The 18,194-nt window shown below is 73.3% G+C and carries 14 protein-coding genes; 6 read left to right on the forward strand and 8 right to left on the reverse strand.

Annotated features, from left to right (window positions below):
• The 8 genes from ETD96_RS04360 to ETD96_RS04395 all read right to left on the reverse strand — a co-directional run.
• A partial coding sequence (locus ETD96_RS04360; RefSeq protein WP_138634413.1) for a GMC oxidoreductase occupies positions 1–1,827 on the reverse strand: 1,827 nt, incomplete at its 3' end.
• 3 nt (positions 1,828–1,830) lie between these two features.
• Positions 1,831–2,925 (reverse strand): alpha/beta fold hydrolase, encoded by a 1,095-nt coding sequence (locus ETD96_RS04365; RefSeq protein ID WP_138634416.1) that lies wholly within the window; start codon positions 2,923–2,925, stop codon positions 1,831–1,833.
• Between the two features lie 134 nt (positions 2,926–3,059).
• Positions 3,060–5,996 (reverse strand): ATP-binding protein, encoded by a 2,937-nt coding sequence (locus ETD96_RS04370; RefSeq protein ID WP_138634419.1) that lies wholly within the window; start codon positions 5,994–5,996, stop codon positions 3,060–3,062.
• Between the two features lie 255 nt (positions 5,997–6,251).
• Entirely contained in the window at positions 6,252–7,685 is a 1,434-nt protein-coding gene (locus ETD96_RS04375) for a rhamnulokinase (protein WP_138634422.1), read from the reverse strand.
• On the reverse strand, positions 7,682–8,302 hold the full coding sequence (locus tag ETD96_RS04380) for a LutC/YkgG family protein (RefSeq protein ID WP_138634426.1): 621 nt from the start codon (positions 8,300–8,302) through the stop codon (positions 7,682–7,684). The genes ETD96_RS04375 and ETD96_RS04380 overlap by 4 nt, the downstream gene beginning before the upstream one ends.
• Positions 8,299–9,753, reverse strand: a complete 1,455-nt coding sequence (locus ETD96_RS04385) for a LutB/LldF family L-lactate oxidation iron-sulfur protein (RefSeq protein WP_171068853.1) — start codon at positions 9,751–9,753, stop codon at positions 8,299–8,301. The genes ETD96_RS04380 and ETD96_RS04385 overlap by 4 nt, the downstream gene beginning before the upstream one ends.
• Positions 9,750–10,463 carry a (Fe-S)-binding protein gene (locus ETD96_RS04390; RefSeq protein WP_138634429.1) on the reverse strand — a complete coding sequence of 238 codons (714 nt, stop codon included), beginning with the start codon at positions 10,461–10,463 and terminating at the stop codon, positions 9,750–9,752. The genes ETD96_RS04385 and ETD96_RS04390 overlap by 4 nt, the downstream gene beginning before the upstream one ends.
• Positions 10,460–11,524: a LacI family DNA-binding transcriptional regulator gene (locus ETD96_RS04395; RefSeq protein ID WP_240807207.1), complete on the reverse strand. Its 1,065-nt coding sequence runs from the start codon at positions 11,522–11,524 to the stop codon at positions 10,460–10,462. The genes ETD96_RS04390 and ETD96_RS04395 overlap by 4 nt, the downstream gene beginning before the upstream one ends.
• 304 nt (positions 11,525–11,828) lie before the next feature.
• Between ETD96_RS04395 and ETD96_RS04400 the strand changes: the two genes are divergently transcribed.
• From ETD96_RS04400 to rhaI, 6 genes are all read left to right on the forward strand, one after another.
• Positions 11,829–13,367 carry a sugar ABC transporter ATP-binding protein gene (locus tag ETD96_RS04400; RefSeq protein ID WP_138634435.1) on the forward strand — a complete coding sequence of 513 codons (1,539 nt, stop codon included), beginning with the start codon at positions 11,829–11,831 and terminating at the stop codon, positions 13,365–13,367.
• Positions 13,367–14,485 carry an ABC transporter permease gene (locus tag ETD96_RS04405; RefSeq protein ID WP_138634438.1) on the forward strand — a complete coding sequence of 373 codons (1,119 nt, stop codon included), beginning with the start codon at positions 13,367–13,369 and terminating at the stop codon, positions 14,483–14,485. The genes ETD96_RS04400 and ETD96_RS04405 overlap by 1 nt, the downstream gene beginning before the upstream one ends.
• The gene (locus ETD96_RS04410; RefSeq protein WP_138634441.1) at positions 14,482–15,480 is read left to right on the forward strand and encodes an ABC transporter permease; all 999 of its coding nucleotides are present in this window, start codon (positions 14,482–14,484) and stop codon (positions 15,478–15,480) included. The genes ETD96_RS04405 and ETD96_RS04410 overlap by 4 nt, the downstream gene beginning before the upstream one ends.
• 57 nt (positions 15,481–15,537) lie before the next feature.
• Positions 15,538–16,623, forward strand: a complete 1,086-nt coding sequence (gene rhaS / locus ETD96_RS04415) for a rhamnose ABC transporter substrate-binding protein (RefSeq protein ID WP_138634444.1) — start codon at positions 15,538–15,540, stop codon at positions 16,621–16,623.
• 69 nt (positions 16,624–16,692) lie between these two features.
• Positions 16,693–17,010, forward strand: a complete 318-nt coding sequence (locus ETD96_RS04420; protein WP_138634495.1) for an L-rhamnose mutarotase — start codon at positions 16,693–16,695, stop codon at positions 17,008–17,010.
• A 10-nt stretch (positions 17,011–17,020) separates the two neighbouring features.
• Entirely contained in the window at positions 17,021–18,187 is a 1,167-nt protein-coding gene (rhaI, locus tag ETD96_RS04425; RefSeq protein WP_138634446.1) for an L-rhamnose isomerase, read from the forward strand.
• Positions 18,188–18,194 lie beyond the last annotated feature (7 nt).

The following is an 18,194-nucleotide window of genomic DNA, read 5'->3' on the forward strand; positions in this document are numbered from 1 at the left end:
CGGCACGGGTGGGGGGGCGACCCCCCACTCTCCCCGCCCCGGGCCGTACGCCGAGCCGTTCCCCGCCCCGTCCAGCGAGCCGGCTCCCCCGGCCGGCTCGGCCCCCGTGGCAGACGGGACGGTGGCGGTCGGGGCCGCCGCACGACGCTGTGCGGACGCCCCGTCGAGCAGCCGCGTCGCCATCCGGTCGGCGTGCGCGGCGATCGTGAGCGAGGGGTTCGGGCCCACCGGTCCCGGCATCGCCGCCCCGTCGGCGATGTAGAGGCCCGGGAACCCGAACACCTCGCCGAAGGCGTCGCAGACGCCTTCGCCCGGGTGGCCCCCCATCGGGGCGCCGCCCAGCGGATGGACGGTGATGATGCGCTTGCGGAACCACATCGGGTTGTCGGCGTAGTCGGCGCCGAGCACGTCCGCGATCCCCCGCATCGTCTTGCGGACGCGGTTGAACAGCGCCTCGCTGGTCTCGGCCGTCCAGTCGGCGGCGAGCCGGCCGCCCCTCAGGTGCAGCCGCCCGTCCGCGGTGTCGCGGCCCATGCCGAGCAGCGGCAGCGAACTGACCGTCAGGGCGCCGTCGCCGATCAGGTCGGACAGCTCCTTGGACAGGTTCGTGTCCGGCGCGTCCTTGAAGAACTCGGTGAACCGGTTCCACAGGAACTTCACGGCCCGCTCGAAGTCGTTGCCGAGGTCGAGGCTGTCGACGATCCAGTCGGTGAACCCCGGGTAGCCGCCGTCCTCGATGTAGGCGCCGCGGCCCGCGCCGGGCACGCCGTCCAGCTCGTCCGGCAGCCGGATCGCGGTGGTGATCACCGGCCCGCGGCTGGCGTTCAGCGGCCGGACCCGGTTGCGGTCCTTGGCGCGCAGCAGGAACGTCAGCAGGTCGCCGTTGCCGCTGAACCGGGTGCCGAGCGCCTCCGACAGGCCCGGGAAGGCGTCCCGCGACTTCAGCAGCAGGAACGCCGTGCCGTAGGTGCCGGCGCCGAGGACCAGCCGGTCGCAGGTGATCGTCTGGACGGGCGGGCGGCTCTTCTTCGCCGCCAGGTCGGCGTGGTGGACGTAGTCGACCTCGTACCCGCCGCCGTCGCGCGGCCGGATCGCCTTCACCTCGCGGGAGGTGCGGATGTCGGCGCCGTGGTGCGCCGCCGCCGACAGGTAGGTGTGGTCGAGGCTGTTCTTGGCGCCCTCGTTGCAGCCGATGTCGCACTCGCCGCACAGCTTGCACGTCCGCCGCCCGGCGCCGTGGATGTTGCCGTAGCCGGCGTCGGCGATCGGCAGGCTCAGCCCCGGCGTGCCGCCGGGCCGGGCCGCGAAGCTGACCGCGAGCGGCGGCAGCGTGATCTGCAGGCCGAGCTCGGCCGCCGCGTCCTGCATGGCGTGCGTCTTCGGGGTGTCGTCGAACGGGACCTGCTCCAGCGGGTACGGCGTCGCGCCGAGCATCGCCTCGACCGCGTCGTAGTGCGGGTCGAGGTCGGCGCGGGTGACCGGCCACGGATGGTGGCCGCCGCCGGGCAGCTCGGTGACGAACCAGCGCTCGTCCTTGCGCAGCAGCACGTTCGCGTAGATCAGCGACCCGCCGCCGAGCCCGGACGACACCACCGAGTCGCAGCCCTTGAAGCTCCAGACGTCGAACATCCCGTACAGGCCCGCGGCCGGGTCCCAGAACGCGCGGCCCATCTCGGCGGGCGAGCGGGGGAAGCTCCCCGGCGGGTACGGCTGCCCGCGCTCCAGCAGGACGACCGACTGCCCGGCCTCCGCCAGCCGGTACGCCGCGACGGACCCGCCGAACCCGGACCCGACCACGACGGCGTCGGCGTGCTCCGCTCCGCTCATCCCTCAGCCCGCCTTCCGCTTGAGGAAGTCGACGACCTGCGGGAACACCTCGGTGTCGGAGGCGGCGCCCATGAAGGGGTCCTGGTGGCCGTAGCCGGGCAGGACGGCCAGCTCGTGCAGGCCGGGCGCGGACTTCTCGAGCGTCCGGTGGCAGACGATGTTGGAGTCGGTGAACACGTGGTTGCGGTCTCCGGTGAGGAACAGGATCGGCGTCGTGACCGTGGCGGCGCGCGACAGGTAGTCGTCCGGCAGGGCCGCGAGGCGGGGGTCGCGCGGGCGGTGCTTGATCGCGCGGCCGGCCTTCACCATCGCGTGCAGGTGCCGGTAGTAGTTGACGTTGCAGGCCCCGAACAGGTCGGGCAGCCGGCCGTGCGTGACCGGCGACATCTTCTCGTGCGTGTAGATCGGCTTGCCGCCGCCCCACATGAAGCTGAGCATGTGGCAGGCGGGCTCGTCGCAGTCGCGGTGGAACGGCGCGACGGCCTTGGCGAGCATCCAGCCGCGCGTGAGCACTGGAGCGTTCCCGTACCTCGGGTCCAGGTGGCAGGGCCCGAGCACGTACTCCATCAGGGCCGGGCCGTAGCCGAGCTTGATCCTCGACCAGCGCGGCGTGCGCGGGGTGAGGGAGACGCTGTTGCAGACCAGGCTGGTGACGCCGGTGACGGTGCCGGCGAACAGCGCCATCGAGAACGAGATCGCGCCGACGCAGTGGGAGATCACGTGGACCCGGCGGTCCCCGATGTGCCGCCGCAGTTCGGCGAGCGCCGCCGGGTGGTCGTGGAGCGCGATGACGTCGAGGTTGTGGCGCGCGGTCTCGGAGTTGTAGGGGAACCGGCCGCTGATCCGGAAGTCCAGCGCCCACACGTCGCCGAACCCGGCGTCGTGCAGGTGGTTCACCAGGTTGGCGTGCTCCGGCATGATGAACATGTCGCTGGAGGTCGTCAGCCCGTGCACCAGCAGGACGACGTCGTCGCAGTCGTTCCGGCGGAACCGGGTCAGGTTCAGGCCGAGGCCGTCGCCGGTCGCGAAGGGGTGCACGGACACCTCGGCGTCGGCGACGCCCGCGTGCGTGAAGCGCGCGATCCGCTGCTGATCCATGTCCTTCTCCTCCGCTTCCTGACGCTCCAACCCTGCCAAACGCGGATATCGGCGCGGCATCGTGGAGAACCCGTACTTACGGGTGCGTGCTCACCCGCTGGACGTACGGGACGTACGTGAACTAAGAGTCTGATCTACTCGGAACGGTTCATCGCGGTCGCGACGCCCACCCGCGAGGACACGCCGATCTTGGCGAAGACGCGGGACAGATGGGTCTCGACCGTCCGGACGCTGAGGTAGAGCCGCTCGGCGATCTGCTGGTTGCTGTTGCCCTCGGCGACCAGCAGCGCGATCTCGTGCTCGCGCGGGGACAGCCCGAACGGCAGGTCCTTGCGGCCCTTGGCGCCCTTGCCGGCGGCGGACCCGGCGGCGGGGACCCGGACGCCGAGCCGGCGCTGCTCGCGGGCGACCTGCGCCAGCAGCCCCTTCATCCCGCACGCCTCGAAGACCTCGGCGGCGGCGCGCAGCCGGTCGCGGGCGCGGGAGCGGTCGCCGGCGGCGGCGTGCGCGAGCCCGGCGGCCAGTTCGGCGCGGCCCGCCTCCGGCCGCCGCCCGGCCTTGGCCAGCAGGTCGGCGGCCTCCGCGGCCAGCGCGGCGGACGCGGCGGGGTCGGCGGCGCGCAGCGCGTGCGCGCGGGTGAGCCGGGCCAGGCCGGTGTCGCCGGTCAGCAGCGGGTCGGTGATCGCCTCGGCGATGTCGGCCCACTTCGCGGCGTCGGCGGCGTCGTCCTGCGCGGCGCGGACGGCGGCCAGCGCCTCCGCGCAGATCAGCAGGGTGCTGAAGTCCAGGCCGGCGGTGCCGTCCCCGCACGCGGCGATCAGCGCGGTCGCGCCCTCCTCCAGCCGGCCCTCGTTGATCACCGCGAGGGCGCGGGCGACGTGCGCCATGTGCGTCCACCACTCGCCCGAGCCGGTGTCGTTGGCGACGGCCTCGTCCCCGGCCCGCAGCGCCCGCTCGTGGTCGCCCGTCCAGGACGCGGTCAGGCACTGCTGGATCAGCCCGTAGGCCAGCACCTCCTGCGAGCGCAGGTCGCGGCCGACCGCGGTGGCCTCGTCGGCGACGGCGGCGGCATCCTCCAGCCGGCCCAGCTGGGCGAGGATGCGGGACTGGCCCGACAGCATGTAGCCGAGCACGAACGTCTGCCCGGTCGTGCGGGTGATCGACACCAGCCGCTCGGCATGCCGCAGCGCCTCGTCGTACATGCCGAGGAACGACTCGGCGAACACCAGCCAGGCGAAGCAGTCCAGGCAGTCGGCGAACTCGTTGTCGGACGCGGCGGAGAACAGCTGGTCGGCGGTCTGCGCGTAGGCGATCGCCTCGCCGACCTCGCCGCGCCCGTAGGCGACCATCGGGCGCATCGCCGCGACGGCCGCGGTGAGGCCGGGACCCCAGCCGGGGGCGGTCTCGGGGATGGTCTCCAGGATGGCGTGCGAGCCGCGGGTGTCGATGCGCTGGATCCGGTCGGCGACGAGCCGGATGCGCAGCAGCACCGCCTCGGGGGTCTGCCGGTCGGTGATGCGGCGCAGCTCGTCCAGCACCAGGGCGCGGGCCTCGTGGATGCGGCCGAGCTGCCGCTCCATGATCGCGCACATGTGCACGGTGCGGGCGCGGCGGACGGTGTCGTCGGGCGGCAGCAGCCCGAGCAGGGTGCGCGCGGTCTCCCGGCCCTCCTCGGCGTGGCCGCTGAGGGCCTGCACCTGGGCCAGCTCGACCAGCAGCTCCACCCGGTCGGGGTAGGACTCGTCGGCGGCGCCGGGCATCAGGTCGAGCGCGGCCTGCAGCCAGTACGCGGCGGTGGCGGGCGCCTGCCGCCCGACGGCGCGGGCGGCCTCCACCAGCGTCCAGATCGCCGCGGCGTCGCCGAACCGCGCGGACCGCACCACGTGGTGGGCGCGCACGGCCGCCGGGGCGCCGAGCTCGGCCAGCCGCTCCGACACCCGCGAGTGCGCGGCGATCCGCCAGCCCGCGGCCGTCGAGGCGTAGGCGACGTGCCGGACGAGGGGGTGGCGGAACCGGAACCGGCCGCCCGGCGCGGCCCGCACCACGTCGTGGCCGGTCAGCACGTCCAGGGCGGTGAGCGCGGCGTGCTGCTCCATCTCCGCGGCGACCGCCGCGAGCGCGGGCTCGAACACGTCCGCGGCGACCGCGGCGCCGCGCGCCATCAGCAGCGCCTGCGGCGGCAGCGCGCTCAGCTCGACCTGCAGCGCCGCCCGCACCGCCGGCGGCACCTCGGTCAGGTTCGCGACGCCCTTCTCCCAGTGCCGGTCGAGGCCGCCGCCCGCCGCGGGCGCGGCCCCGTCGGCCATCTTGGCCAGGGCCTCCAGGTAGAACGGGTTGCCGCCGCTGGCCTTGAACAGCGCCTCGCACCGGGCGTGGCCGACGTCCGGGCCGAGGAACTCGCGGACCTCGCTCTGGGTGAGCGGGGAGACCGCGACCCGCGCGCCCTGCGGGCCGGCCGCGTCCACGAGCGCCGCCAGCCGCGGCGACGCCTGCGCGGGCCGGTAGGCGACCGCGACCAGCACCCGGGCGCGCGGCGGGTGCCGGACGAGGTGGTCGAGCAGCTCGATCGTCGCGTCGTCGGCCCAGTGCAGGTCGTCCAGGATCAGGACCAGCCCGGACGGCTCGGCCAGCGCCTCCAGGAGGTGCCGGACCGTGCGGTGCAGCTGGTACCGCGCCACGTGCGACTCGGGGGAGGCGGCGGGCGGGTCGCCGGACAGGTCGGCGAGCGCGGGGAACACGGTGCCGAGCAGCCGCAGCGCGGCGGGCGGCAGGTCGAGGGAGTGCTCCTCGAGGCGGTCGTCGAGCGCGTCGACCACGGCGCCGAACGGCATCTCCTGCTCGAACTCGGCCGCGCGGCCGGCCACGAAGGGCAGCTTGCGGGCGATCGCGCCGTCGGCCAGCTCGTTCAGCAGCCGGGTCTTGCCGGCGCCGGGCTCGCCCACCAGCGCGACGAAGCCGTAGCCGCCCTCGGCCGCGTCGAGCGCGCGGTCGATCTCCCGCAGCGCGTCCCGTCGCCCCACGAGCGGAGCGTTGCCGGAGCCCCCGGCGTCGCGGGCCGCACGACCCTCCATGTCCACACCCCAACAGCGACAGGCGGCCGATACGCCGTGACGATGCTTCTTTGTTGCGGTCCTGAGAATTGGCGGGATTCACCCTATCGGGTAAAACGTCAATAAGGTGGGACAACACGCCCCGGCCTGCGTCTTACCCGCTCGGCCCGGCCTCCTTCGTGACCGTATGTACATAGCTATGAACGTCCCTCCCAGGCCCCATGTCAACCTCGGGTGGGTAAACCGTCCCGTGACCGTGACATCGCGCCGCGCGGGTCAGGACTCCAGGCCGAGGCGGACGGCGGCCTCCCGCCAGCGGGTCTCGTCGCCGGACGGGGCGTAGCGGCGGAGGTCCTGCGTGGCGGCGACCAGCGCGCGGGCTTCGGCCAGGTCACCGACCACTCCGCGGGCACGGGCCTGCGCCAGGACGTTGCCGAGGGCCGTCGCTTCGACCGGCCCCGCCACCACCGGCAGGCCGCTGGCGTCGGCGGTCAGCCGGCACAGCAGGTCGTTGCGGCTGCCGCCGCCGACCAGGTGCACGACCTCGATCTCGCGCCCCGACAGCCGGGCCGCCGCGCGCAGGGTGGCGCGGTGCGCGAGGGCGAGGCTGTCCATGACGCAGCGGACGGTCTCGGCGCGCGTCTCCGGGACGGGGAACCCGCGGCGGCGGCAGTGCGCCGCGATGCGGGCGGGCATGTCGCCGGGCGGCAGGAACTCCGGGTCGTCGGGATCGATGAGGGAGCGCAGCCCCGGCAGCCGCGCCGCCTCGGCGAGCAGGGCGGGCAGGTCCGGGTTCCCCCAGGTCCGCAGCGACTCCTGCAGCAGCCACAGGCCCATCACGTTGCGCAGGTAGCGGACGGTCCCGTCGACGCCGCCCTCGTTGGTGAAGTTCGCGGCGCGGCTCTCCTCGGACAGGACGGGCGCGTCCAGCTCGACGCCGACCAGGGACCAGGTGCCGCAGGAGATGTAGCCGAACCGGCCGGTGGCGGCGGGCACGGCGGCGACCGCGGACGCGGTGTCGTGCGAGCCGACGGCCGTGACCTGGAGGCCGGCGTGGCCGGTCTCGGCCACCACGTCCGGGCGGAGCGTCCCGATGGCCTCGCCGGGGTCGCGCAGCGGCGGGAGGATCTTCGCGGGCAGGTCGAGCCGGTCCAGCAGGTCCTGCGACCAGGTGCCGTCGCGGACGTCCAGCAGCCCCGTCGTCGAGGCGTTGGTGCGCTCGGCGCCGGTATCGCCCGTCAGCCAGTAGGCCAGCAGGTCCGGGACGAGCAGCAGCGTGGCCGCCCGCGACAGGTCGTCGGCCGCCAGCTGGTAGATCGTGTTGAACGGCAGGAACTGCAGCCCGGACGTCCGGTACAGCAGGTCGTCGCCGAGGTCGGCGCGGACCCGGTCCATCACGCCGTCGGTGCGGGCGTCGCGGTAGTGGACGGGGTTGCCGAGCAGCCGCCCCTCCGCGTCGAGCAGGCCGTAGTCGACCGCCCACGAGTCGATGCCGACCGACGCGAGCCCGGCGGGCGCGGCGCGCAGCCCGTCCAGGACGTTGCCGTACAGGCCGAGGATGTCCCAGTACAGGGTGCCGCCGGCGCGGACCGGCCGGTTCGGGAAGCGGCGGACCTCCGCCAGGTCCAGCACGCCGGGCCCGACGCGCCCGGCCATCACCCGGCCGCTCGACGCGCCGAGGTCGACGGCCGCGAAAGTCTCCTCGCTCATGTGATGACCAGTACCTCCAGCGTGCGGGGCCCGTGCACGCCCTCGACCCGGGACAGCTCGATGTCGCTCGTCGCCGACGGCCCCGACACGAACGTCAGCGGGCGGGACGGGTCGAGCCGTTCGAGCGCCTCCGGCACGTCCGGGGCGACCTGCTCGGCGCGGACGACGATCAGGTGGTAGTCGGGCACGAGCGACAGCGCGCGCGGCCCCTGCCCCGCGCCGTGGTCCAGGACGATCGTGCCGGTCTCGGCGATCGCGGCGGCGCAGCCGGTGACCGCGCCAGCGAGCCCGTCCAGGGACGCGACGGAGAAGTCGCGGACGAGCGGCGCCGCCACCTCCGACGTCCACTCGGCGGGCAGGTCGGCGGGAGCGCCGTAGGAGCCGGGCCGGGCCGCGAGCCGCTCCGCGACCGCCGCGGCGGCCTCGGACGCCGGCGCCCGCAGCACCGTCGCGCGGTAGTCGGCGACGCGCTCGGCGAACAGGTCGAGGACGCCGTCCTCGTGGTGGCGGCGCAGGTAGCCGCGGTCGATCCGGGCGTAGGACGCCGCGACCTCGGCGGCCGGCCGGGTGGGCGTGATCCCCTCGATGCGGCGCAGGATCTCCTCGCGCGCGTTCACTCGTCCTCCTCCGTGCGGCCGCCGTCGGTCCGGGCCCACCAGGCGCGGAACGACTCCGGCGGCGGCGCGGGCGCGTCCCGCGTCTCGGTCCAGGCGTTCAGCGGCCCCGGCAGCCGCCGGATCCGGCCGCCGCGCGCCACGACCCTGCGGCTCGCGGACGCGGCGCGCTGCGCGAGCCCGAGCCGGGTGGGGGAGCGCAGCGTCCACCCGGCCGCCGTCATCGCCACCTGCTCCAGCGGATGGCGCGGGCCCTTCTCCACGGCGCGGGCCCGCAGGTGCACCAGCACCTCCGGGATGTCGATCGCGACCGGGCACGCCTCGAAGCACGCGCCGCACAGCGACGACGCGTACGGCAGGGACGCGTCCACGTCCGAGCCGATGCCGCGGATCTGCGGGGACAGGATCGCGCCGATCGGCCCCGGGTACGGCGACCCGTAGGCGTGGCCGCCCGCGCGCTGGTAGACCGGGCACACGTTCAGGCACGCCGAGCAGCGGATGCAGCGCAGCGCCTGCCGGCCCACCTCGTCGGCGAGGGTGTCGGTGCGGCCGTTGTCCAGCAGGACGAGGTGGAAGTCGCGCGGGCCGTCGCCGGGCGCCACGCCCGTCCAGGTGGAGGTGTAGGGGTTCATCCGCTCGGCCGTGGACGAGCGCGGCAGCAGCTGCAGGAACACCTCCAGGTCCTGCCAGCTCGGCACGATCTTCTCCACGCCCATCACCGAGATCAGCGTCTCGGGGAGCGTCAGGCACATCCGCCCGTTGCCCTCCGACTCCAGCACGACGAGGGTGCCGGTGTCGGCGACGGCGAAGTTCACGCCCGACACCCCGACCTTCGCCGACAGGAACTTGGCGCGCAGGTGCCGCCGCGCCGCCTCCGCGAGCGCGGCGGGGGAGTCGGTCAGGCCGGCGGGGGCGTCCTCCATCGCGCGCAGGAAGATGTCGCGGATGTCGGACCGGTTCCGGTGGATGGCCGGGACGAGGAGGTGCGACGGCCGGTCGTCGCCGAGCTGCACGATCAGCTCGGCGAGGTCGGTCTCGTAGGCGGTGATGCCCTCCTCGGCGAGGAACTCGTTGAGGCCGATCTCCTGCGTCGCCATCGACTTGACCTTGACGACCTCGGTCTCGCCGGTCGCCTTCACGAGGTCGGCGACGATCCGGTTGGCCTCGGCGGCGTCCCGCGCCCAGTGCACGGTGCCGCCGGCCGCGGTGACCTTCTCCTCCAGCAGCGGCAGGTAGTGGCCGAGGTTCGCCAGGACGTGGTCCTTGATCTGCTTGCCCGCCTCGCGCAGCGCGGGCCAGTCGGCCAGTTCCGCGACGGCGCCGGCGCGCCGCTCCCGGATCGTGGTGGTCGCGTGCGCGAGGTTGCCGCGCAGCCGCGCGTCGGCCACCGCCCGGCGGGCGGCGTCGGGGAACGACGGCATTCCGACGTAGGTCGGCATGGCGGACGAACTCATGACGGGTCCTCCTCGGTGGACGCGAGGATCTCGGCGAGGTGCACCGTCCGCACCCCGGCGCGGGTGCGGGTGAGCGCCCCGCCGATGTGCATCAGGCAGGAGTTGTCGGCCGCGCACAGCGCCTCGGCCCTCGTCTCCCGCACGGCGGTGACCTTGTCGGCGCACATCGCCGCCGACACCTCGGCGTTCTTCAGCGCGAACGTCCCGCCGAACCCGCAGCACTCGGCGGCGTCCGGCAGGTCGACCAGGTCGATGCCGCGCACCTCGCGCAGCAGCCGCAGCGGGCGGTCGCCGACGTGCAGCATCCGCAGGGAGTGGCACGTCGGGTGGTAGGTGACGCGGTGCGGGAAGTAGGCGCCGACGTCGGTGACGCCGAGGACGTCGACCAGGAACTCCGACAGCTCGTACACCCGCGAGGCGACCCCGGCCGTGCGGGGCGCGAGCCGCGGGTGCCAGTCGCGGATCATCGCGCCGCACGACGCCGACGGCGTCACGACCGCGTCGTAGGGCTCGAAGGTCTCGGCGAACCCCTTCACCAGGGGCAGCGCCTGCCGCCGGTACCCGGTGTTGAGGTGCATCTGCCCGCAGCACGTCTGCGACTCGGGGAACTCGACGTCGTGGCCGAGGCGCCGCAGCAGCCGCACCATCGCCTTGCCGGTCCCCGGGAACATCGTGTCGTTGACGCAGGTGAGGAACAGCGCGACTTTCACGGGGAGCCTCCAAGGGCCGACCGGCTGGACTCGCGGACCACCAGCTCGGGCTGGAACATGACCTGCTGGTGGGCGTGCCCGCCCGACTCGTCGCACTCCTCCAGCAGCAGCTCGGTCGCGATGCGGCCGAGCTGGTAGGTGGGCTGCCGCACCGAGCTGAGCGGGACGGCGGCCGCGGCCGAGAACTCGATGTCGTCGTACCCGATCAGCGCCACGTCACCCGGCACCTTGATCCCGGCCTGCAGCAGCACGCGCAGCACGCCGAGCGCGAGCAGGTCGTTGGCGCAGAAGATCGCGTCCGGCAGCGGCGGGCCCGCCTCCAGCAGCCGCCGCGCCGCCTCCTGCCCGCCCCGCGCGTTCATCGCGCCGACCGCGACCTCGCGCAGCGCGTCGCGGCCGAGCCCGGCGGCGCGCAGCGCCCGCAGCGCGCCCTTGCGGCGGTCGGCGCACTGGCGCAGCACCGTCGGCCCGGTGACGAACGCCAGCGTGCGGGCGCCGGCGTCCAGCAGCTCGCCGGCGGCCAGCTCCCCGCCCGCGACGTCGTCGACGGCGACCGAGCACTGGTTGGCGCGCGGGGTCGGGTGGTCGAGCAGCACCACCGGGACGCCGCGGTCGCGCAGCCGGTCGGCGGTCTCGCCGTCGTCGCCGACCGGGGTCAGCAGCACGCCGCGGACCCGCTGCTCGGCGAACACCCGCAGGTTGCGCTGCTCCCGCTCGTCCGACTCGCCCGAGGAGGACAGGATGACCGCGTAGCCGCGCTCGCTGGCGGCCTCCTCCACGCCGCGCGCCACGTCGGTGAAGAACGGGTTGGCGAGGTCGAGGACCATCAGCCCGATCGTGCTGCTGTGCCCGGCGCGCAGCGTGGACGCCGAGCCGTTGCGGACGAAGCCGAGCTCGCGGATCGCCTGCTCGACGCGGGCGCGGGTCGCCGCCGCCACCCGCTCGGGCCGGTTGAGCACGTTGGACACGGTGCCCGGGGAGACCCCGGCGCGCGCCGCGACCTGCTTGATGCCGACCGTCCTGCTCAGCGGCTCGGGACGGCCGGTGTCGTCTGTGCTCAATCCGTGTGCCCCCGGTCCGGTCCGCCGCCTGTGTCGCCGCTCACTCTGGGACATGTCATTAAAACGTGTCAACCCCGGATCGGGCCCGGTGGACGGGCAAACCTCGCTGGCCGGTCCCGGCCGGAGGTGACTTCGAAAAACGTGCGGGCCCTTGCCCGGACGGGGTTTTCGCAGCCTCGGGCGGGGCCGGCCGCAAGCTTCCCTCTTGACGGGTGTCCCGGCTCACATCTAGCGTCCTCCGCAACATCAAGTTAAAACGTTTTTCATCCCCCGGAAACCGACGTCCCCCGCGAGGAGGGCCGACATGAGTGCACCCGGCCGGTCGGCACCGCCGACATTGGCCCTGGTCAACGTCAGCAAATCGTTCGGCGCCGTGCGCGCCCTGCAGGGCGTCACGCTGGAGCTGCACGCGGGCGAGGTGCACGCGCTCGCCGGCGAGAACGGCGCCGGCAAGTCCACGGTCGTAAAAACGTTCGCAGGGGTGCACCGCCCCGACACGGGCGAGGTGCGGGTGGACGGGGAGCCGGCGGCCTTCCACGGCCCCGCCGACGCGCAGGCCGCGGGCGTCGCCGTCATCTACCAGGAGCCCACGCTGTTCCCCGACCTGTCGGTCGCCGAGAACATCTTCATGGGCCGCCAGCCGCGCGCCGCGCTCGGCCGCATCGACCGCCGCGCCATGCACGCGCGGACGGCGCAGCTGTTCGAGCGGCTCGGCGTCGCGCTGGACCCGCAGCAGCCCGCCCGCGGCCTGTCGATCGCCGACCAGCAGGTCGTCGAGATCGCCAAGGCCATCTCCCGGGACGCGCGCGTGCTCATCATGGACGAGCCCACCGCCGCGCTCACCGGCCAGGAGGTCGCCCGCCTGTTCGCGGTGACCCGCACGCTGCGCGAGCAGGGCTGCGCGGTGCTGTTCATCTCGCACCGGCTCGAGGAGATCTTCGAGCTGTGCCAGCGCGTCACCACCCTGCGCGACGGCGCCTACGTCGGCACCGACATGGTCGCCGACCTCACCCCCGACGACCTCGTCCGCCGGATGGTCGGCCGCGACCTCGACGCGCTCTACCCCAAGCAGGACGTGACGCCCGGCGAGGTCGCGCTGACGGTGCGCCGCCTCACCCGCGAGGGCGCCTTCACCGACGTCTCCTTCGAGGTCCGCCGCGGCGAGATCGTCGCGCTGGCCGGGCTGGTCGGCGCCGGCCGCAGCGAGGTCGCCCGCGCGATCTTCGGGGTGGACCGCTGGGACGCCGGCGCCGTCGAGGTCGCGGGCCGCGCGCTGCCGGCCGGCAGCCCCACCGCCGCGATGTCGGCGGGGCTCGCGCTCGTCCCCGAGGACCGCCGCCAGCAGGGCCTCGTCATGGACATGTCCATCGAGCGGAACATGGGCCTCACCCAGCTGAGGACGCTGCGCCGCGCCACCGGGCGCGGCGGGCTCATCTCCCGCAGGGTCGAGCGGGACCGCGCCGCCGACTGGGCGCTGCGGCTCCAGCTCAAGTACGCCCGCCTCAGCGACGCCGTCGGCGTCCTGTCCGGCGGCAACCAGCAGAAGGTCGTGCTCGCCAAGTGGCTCGCCACCGAGCCCACCGTGCTGATCGTGGACGAGCCGACCCGCGGCATCGACGTCGGCACCAAGGCCGAGGTGCACCGGCTGCTGTCGGAGCTGGCCGCGCAGGACCTCGCGGTGCTGATGATCTCCTCCGACCTGCCGGAGGTGCTCGGCATGGCCGACCGGATCCTCGTCATGCACGAGGGCCGGCTCACCGCCGAGATCGCCCGCGCGGACGCGACCGAGGAGAACGTGATGGCCGCCGCGACCGGGCGTGCGGGGACGGGGAAGGCGGCCTGATGACCGTGCTCACGGAGAGTCCGGCGCGGCCGGGCGGGGCGGGCGGCTCCGCCGGCGGCGGCCGGCGGCTGGTCGAGCTGGTGCTGCGCGCCCGCGAGATGAGCATCCTCGGCGCCCTCGTCGTGCTCGTCGTCGCCACGACGATCGCGAACCCGCGGTTCCTGTCCGGGCAGGGCGTCAAGGACATCTTCCTCAACGCCTCCATCCTGGTGCTGCTCGCCGTCGGGCAGACGCTCGTCGTCGTCACCCGCAACATCGACCTGTCGGTCGGCTCCCTGGTGGGGCTCGTCGCGTTCAGCGCCGGCAAGTTCGCCGCCGGCGGCGACCGCCACGTCGTGCTCGTCCTGGTGTTCGGCGTCGCGATCGGGCTGGTCTGCGGGCTGGTCAACGGCCTGCTCGTCAGCTTCCTGCGGGTCCCCTCCCTCGTCGTCACCCTCGGCACCTTGTACGTGATCCAGGGCCTGGACTACCGCATCGCACACGGCGAGCAGATCGGCGCCGCCGACCTGCCCGCCTCGGTGCTGAGCCTCGGCAACGACGGGATCCTCGGCGTCCCCTACCTGCCGATCATCACCGTCGCGGTGATGCTGGCGGCCGGGTACTACCTGCGGTCCTACTCCGCCGGCCGCGAGTTCTACGCGATCGGGTCCAGCCCGGAGGCCGCGCGCCTGGCCGGCGTGCCGATCCGCCGCCGCGTCCTCACCGCCTACCTCGTCAGCGGCGCGCTCGCCGGCCTCGCCGGGGTGCTGTGGCTCGCCCGCTTCGGCACCGTCGTCGCGGACGCCGCGAACGGCTGGGAGCTGAAGGTCGTCGCCGCGGTCGTCGTCGGCGGCGTCGCCATCACCGGCGGCGTCGGCACCGTGTGGGGCGCGGCGCTCGGCGGGCTGCTGCTCACCACCATCGGCAGCGTGCTGGTGGTGCTCAAGGTCAACTCGTTCTGGCAGGACGCGATCACCGGCGTCCTGCTGCTGCTGGCCATCAGCGTCGACCGGCTGCTGGCGCTGCGCGTCACCCGGGCGCTGAAACAGCGGTCGCTCGAATCGTCCGCGCACCGCGACGTCGCCGCCCCGGCCGAGCCGGCCGCGGCCGCCCCGGCGGAGAAGGAGGGACGGTCATGAGCCGCCTCGGAGGGCTGGTGCGGTGGGAGACCGCCGTCACCGCCCTGCTGGTCCTGGTGTTCGCGAGCGGCGCCGGGTTCTCGCCCGACTTCGCGAACAACGACAACCTGTCGTTCGCGCTGGACGACCTGTCGGAGATCGCGCTGATCGCGCTGCCGATGACGCTGCTGGTCGTGTGCGGGCAGGTGGACCTGTCGGTCGCCTCGATCCTCGGCCTGTGCAGCGCGCTCACCGGCAAGATGTGGGACGGCGGCATGGCCATCGAGACGATCATTCCGATCGTGCTCGCCGTCGGCCTGGTCTGCGGCCTCGTCAACGGGCTGCTGGTGACGAAGCTCGGGCTGCCGTCCCTGGCCGTGACGATCGGCACGATGACCCTCTACCGGGGCCTCGCCTACGTCACGCTCGGCACCGGCGCGATCTCCGAGTTCCCGGCCGCGTACACCGACCTGGCGACGTCCTCGATCCCGGGCACGCCGATCCCGTACCCGATCGCGCTGTTCGTCGTGCTCGCCGTCGTCACCGGCGTCGTCCTGCACGCGACCGGCATCGGGCGGTCGCTGTTCGCGATCGGCGCGCAGGAGGACGCCGCCTACTTCGCCGGCATCCGCGTCAAGCGCATCAAGCTGCTGCTGTTCGTGGTGTCCGGGCTGGTCGCCGGGTTCGCCGGCATCGTCTACACGCTCCGCTACGGCAGCGCCCGCGCCGACAACGGGCTCGGCCTGGAGCTCACCGTCATCGCGGCGGTGCTGCTCGGCGGCATCGACTTCGACGGCGGCAAGGGCACCCTCGGCGGCGTCATCGCGGCCGTGCTGCTCATCGGCCTGCTCCGCAACCTGCTGATGCTCAACGACGTCCCCACCGAGGTCCAGTCGATCGTCACCGGGCTGCTGCTCATCATCAGCGTCCTCACGCCGCGGCTGATCGCCGTGGTCCGCGAGACCCGAGGCAGGCGGCGGGGCGCGCGACCCGCGGCTCCCGCCGCCGCCCCCTGACCCTCCATGAGACACGTCCCCCCGCCGCGTCCCACCGCACCCCCGAAAGGCATCGTGATGACCATTCGTCCGCGCGTCCCGCGCCGGCTGGCGGCCGTCGCCACGGCGAGCGTCCTGGCCCTCAGCATGGCCGCCTGTGGCGGCACCACCAAGAACGACTCCGACTCCGGGGACGCCAAGGCGGCCGGCGGCAACGCCACCGCGAACCCGAACGCGCCCCTGAAGAAGGGCCTGAAGCTGGCGTTCCTGCCCAAGCAGGTCAACAACCCGTACGAGACGATCGTCGACAAGGCCGGCATCGAGGCGGCCAAGGAGTTCGGCGGCGAGGCCAAGGAGGTCGGCCCGTCCGACGCGTCCGCGTCCTCCCAGGTCTCCTACATCAACACGCTCGTCCAGCAGCGCCACGACGCGATCCTGATCGCCGCCAACGACGAGAACGCGGTGTGCGGCCCGCTCAAGCAGGCCATGGCCAAGAACATCAAGATCGTCGCCTACGACTCCGACACCAACCCCGAGTGCCGGGACGTGTTCATCAACCAGGCGAGCTCGGAGGAGATCGGCCGCAGCGAGGTCAAGCTGCTCGCCGAGCAGATCGGCCACGAGGGCGAGATCGCGATCCTGTCGGCGACGGCGAACGCCACGAACCAGAACACCTGGATCAAGTTCATGCAGGACGAGCTGAAGAAGCCCGAGTACGCCAAGATGAAGCTCGTCAAGATCGCCTACGGCGACGACGACGACCAGAAGTCGTTCCAGCAGACCCAGGGCCTGCTGCAGGCGTACCCGAACCTCAAGGGCATCATCTCGCCGACCACGGTCGGCATCGCCGCCGCGGCCCGCTACATCTCCGGCTCCAAGTACAAGGGCAAGGTCGCGCTGACCGGCCTCGGCACCCCCGACCAGATGCGCAAGTTCGTCAAGGACGGCACGGTCAAGGAGTTCGAGCTCTGGGACCCCAAGAACCTCGGCTACCTGTCCTCCTACGCGGCGGCGGCGCTGGCGTCCGGCCAGATCACCGGCGCGCAGGGCGAGAAGTTCACGGCCGGCAAGCTCGGCGAGCGCACGATCGGCGCCAACGGCGAGGTGATCCTCGGCCCGCCCACGGTGTTCGACGCGAAGAACATCGACCAGTACCACTTCTGATGAGCGGAGCGAACCGGGGGGTGTGGGGGGTCGTCCCCCCACAGAGGGACTGATCGCATGTCCGAACGCATGAAGCGCGTCTGCTTCCTGCTGAAGGTCAGGCAGGACCGCCTGGAGGAGTACAAGCTGCGCCACCAGGCGGTCTGGCCCGACATGCTCACCGCCCTGCGCGACTCCGGCTGGCACAACTACTCGCTGTTCCTGCGGGAGGACGGCCTCCTCGTCGGCTACCTGGAGACCGACGACTTCGAGGCCGCGCAGGAGGCGATGGCCCGCACCGAGGTGAACGCCCGGTGGCAGGCGGAGATGGCGCAGTACTTCGAGGACCTCGACGGCCGCCCCGATGAGGGCATGCGGCCGCTGACCGAGGTCTTCCACCTGGATTGAGAGGTAACTCGTGACAGACACCCGCGCGGTCAAGGACGCCTTGCGCCGCCAGCAGATCGAGACTCCCTCGTGGGCGTACGGGAACTCGGGGACCCGGTTCAAGGTCTTCGCCCAGCGGGGCGTGCCGCGCACCCCGCAGGAGAAGATCGACGACGCCGCGCAGGTGCACCGGTTCACCGGCGTCGCGCCCAGCGTGGCCGTCCACATTCCCTGGGACAGGGTGGACGACTACGCCGCGCTGGCCGCGCACGCCAAGGAGCGCGGCGTGCGGATCGGCGCGGTGAACACCAACGTGTTCCAGGACGACGACTACATGCTCGGCAGCGTCACCAACCCCGACCCGGCCGTCCGCCGCAAGGCCCTGGACCACCTGCTCGAAGCGGTCGACATCATGGACCAGACCGGGTCGCGCGACCTGAAGCTGTGGTTCTCCGACGGCACGAACTACCCGGGGCAGGACGACATCCGTGCCCGCCAGGACCGGATGGCCGAGGCGCTGGCCGCCGTGTACGAGCGGCTCGGCGACGACCAGCGGTTCCTGCTGGAGTACAAGCTGTTCGAGCCGGCGTTCTACATGACCGACCTGCCGGACTGGGGCGCCTCCTACGCGCACTGCGTGAAGCTCGGCCCGAAGGCGCAGGTCGTGGTGGACACCGGGCACCACGCGCCCGGCACCAACATCGAGTTCATCGTGGCGTTCCTGCTGCGCGAGGGGAAGCTCGGCGGGTTCGACTTCAACTCCCGCTTCTACGCCGACGACGACCTGATGGTGGGCGCCGCCGACCCGTTCCAGCTGTTCCGGATCATGTACGAGGTGGTGCGCGGCGGCGGCTACGACGCCGCGACCGGCGTGGCGTTCATGCTCGACCAGTGCCACAACATCGAGCCGAAGATCCAGGGCCAGATCCGCTCGGTGATGAACGTGCAGGAGGCCACCGCGAAGGCGCTGCTGGTGGACGCCGGCGCGCTGCGCGCCGCGCAGGAGGCCGGTGACGTCCTCGAGGCGAACGCGGTGTTCATGGACGCCTACAACACCGACGTCCGCCCGCTGCTCGCCGAGCTGCGCGAGGAGATGGGCCTGCACCCGGACCCGGTCGCCGCCTACAAGGCGTCCGGTTACTACGAGCGCGTCGTCGCCGAGCGCAAGGACGGCCACGCCGCCGGCTGGGGCGCCTGAACAGGTG

The organism is Actinomadura geliboluensis, from assembly GCF_005889745.1.
Classification (GTDB): domain Bacteria; phylum Actinomycetota; class Actinomycetes; order Streptosporangiales; family Streptosporangiaceae; genus Spirillospora; species Spirillospora geliboluensis.

Excerpts from the sequence above, each read along its gene's own strand:
- ETD96_RS04365 (WP_138634416.1), bottom strand. The coding sequence starts at position 2,925 with ATGGATCAGCAGCGGATCGCGCGCTTCACGCACGCGGGCGTCGCCGAC.
- ETD96_RS04370 (WP_138634419.1), bottom strand. The coding sequence starts at position 5,996 with ATGGAGGGTCGTGCGGCCCGCGACGCCGGGGGCTCCGGCAACGCTCCG.
- ETD96_RS04375 (WP_138634422.1), bottom strand. The coding sequence starts at position 7,685 with ATGAGCGAGGAGACTTTCGCGGCCGTCGACCTCGGCGCGTCGAGCGGC.
- ETD96_RS04385 (WP_171068853.1), bottom strand. The coding sequence starts at position 9,753 with ATGAGTTCGTCCGCCATGCCGACCTACGTCGGAATGCCGTCGTTCCCC.
- ETD96_RS04400 (WP_138634435.1), top strand. The coding sequence starts at position 11,829 with ATGAGTGCACCCGGCCGGTCGGCACCGCCGACATTGGCCCTGGTCAAC.
- ETD96_RS04405 (WP_138634438.1), top strand. The coding sequence starts at position 13,367 with ATGACCGTGCTCACGGAGAGTCCGGCGCGGCCGGGCGGGGCGGGCGGC.
- ETD96_RS04410 (WP_138634441.1), top strand. The coding sequence starts at position 14,482 with ATGAGCCGCCTCGGAGGGCTGGTGCGGTGGGAGACCGCCGTCACCGCC.
- rhaS (WP_138634444.1), top strand. The coding sequence starts at position 15,538 with ATGACCATTCGTCCGCGCGTCCCGCGCCGGCTGGCGGCCGTCGCCACG.
- ETD96_RS04420 (WP_138634495.1), top strand. The coding sequence starts at position 16,693 with ATGAAGCGCGTCTGCTTCCTGCTGAAGGTCAGGCAGGACCGCCTGGAG.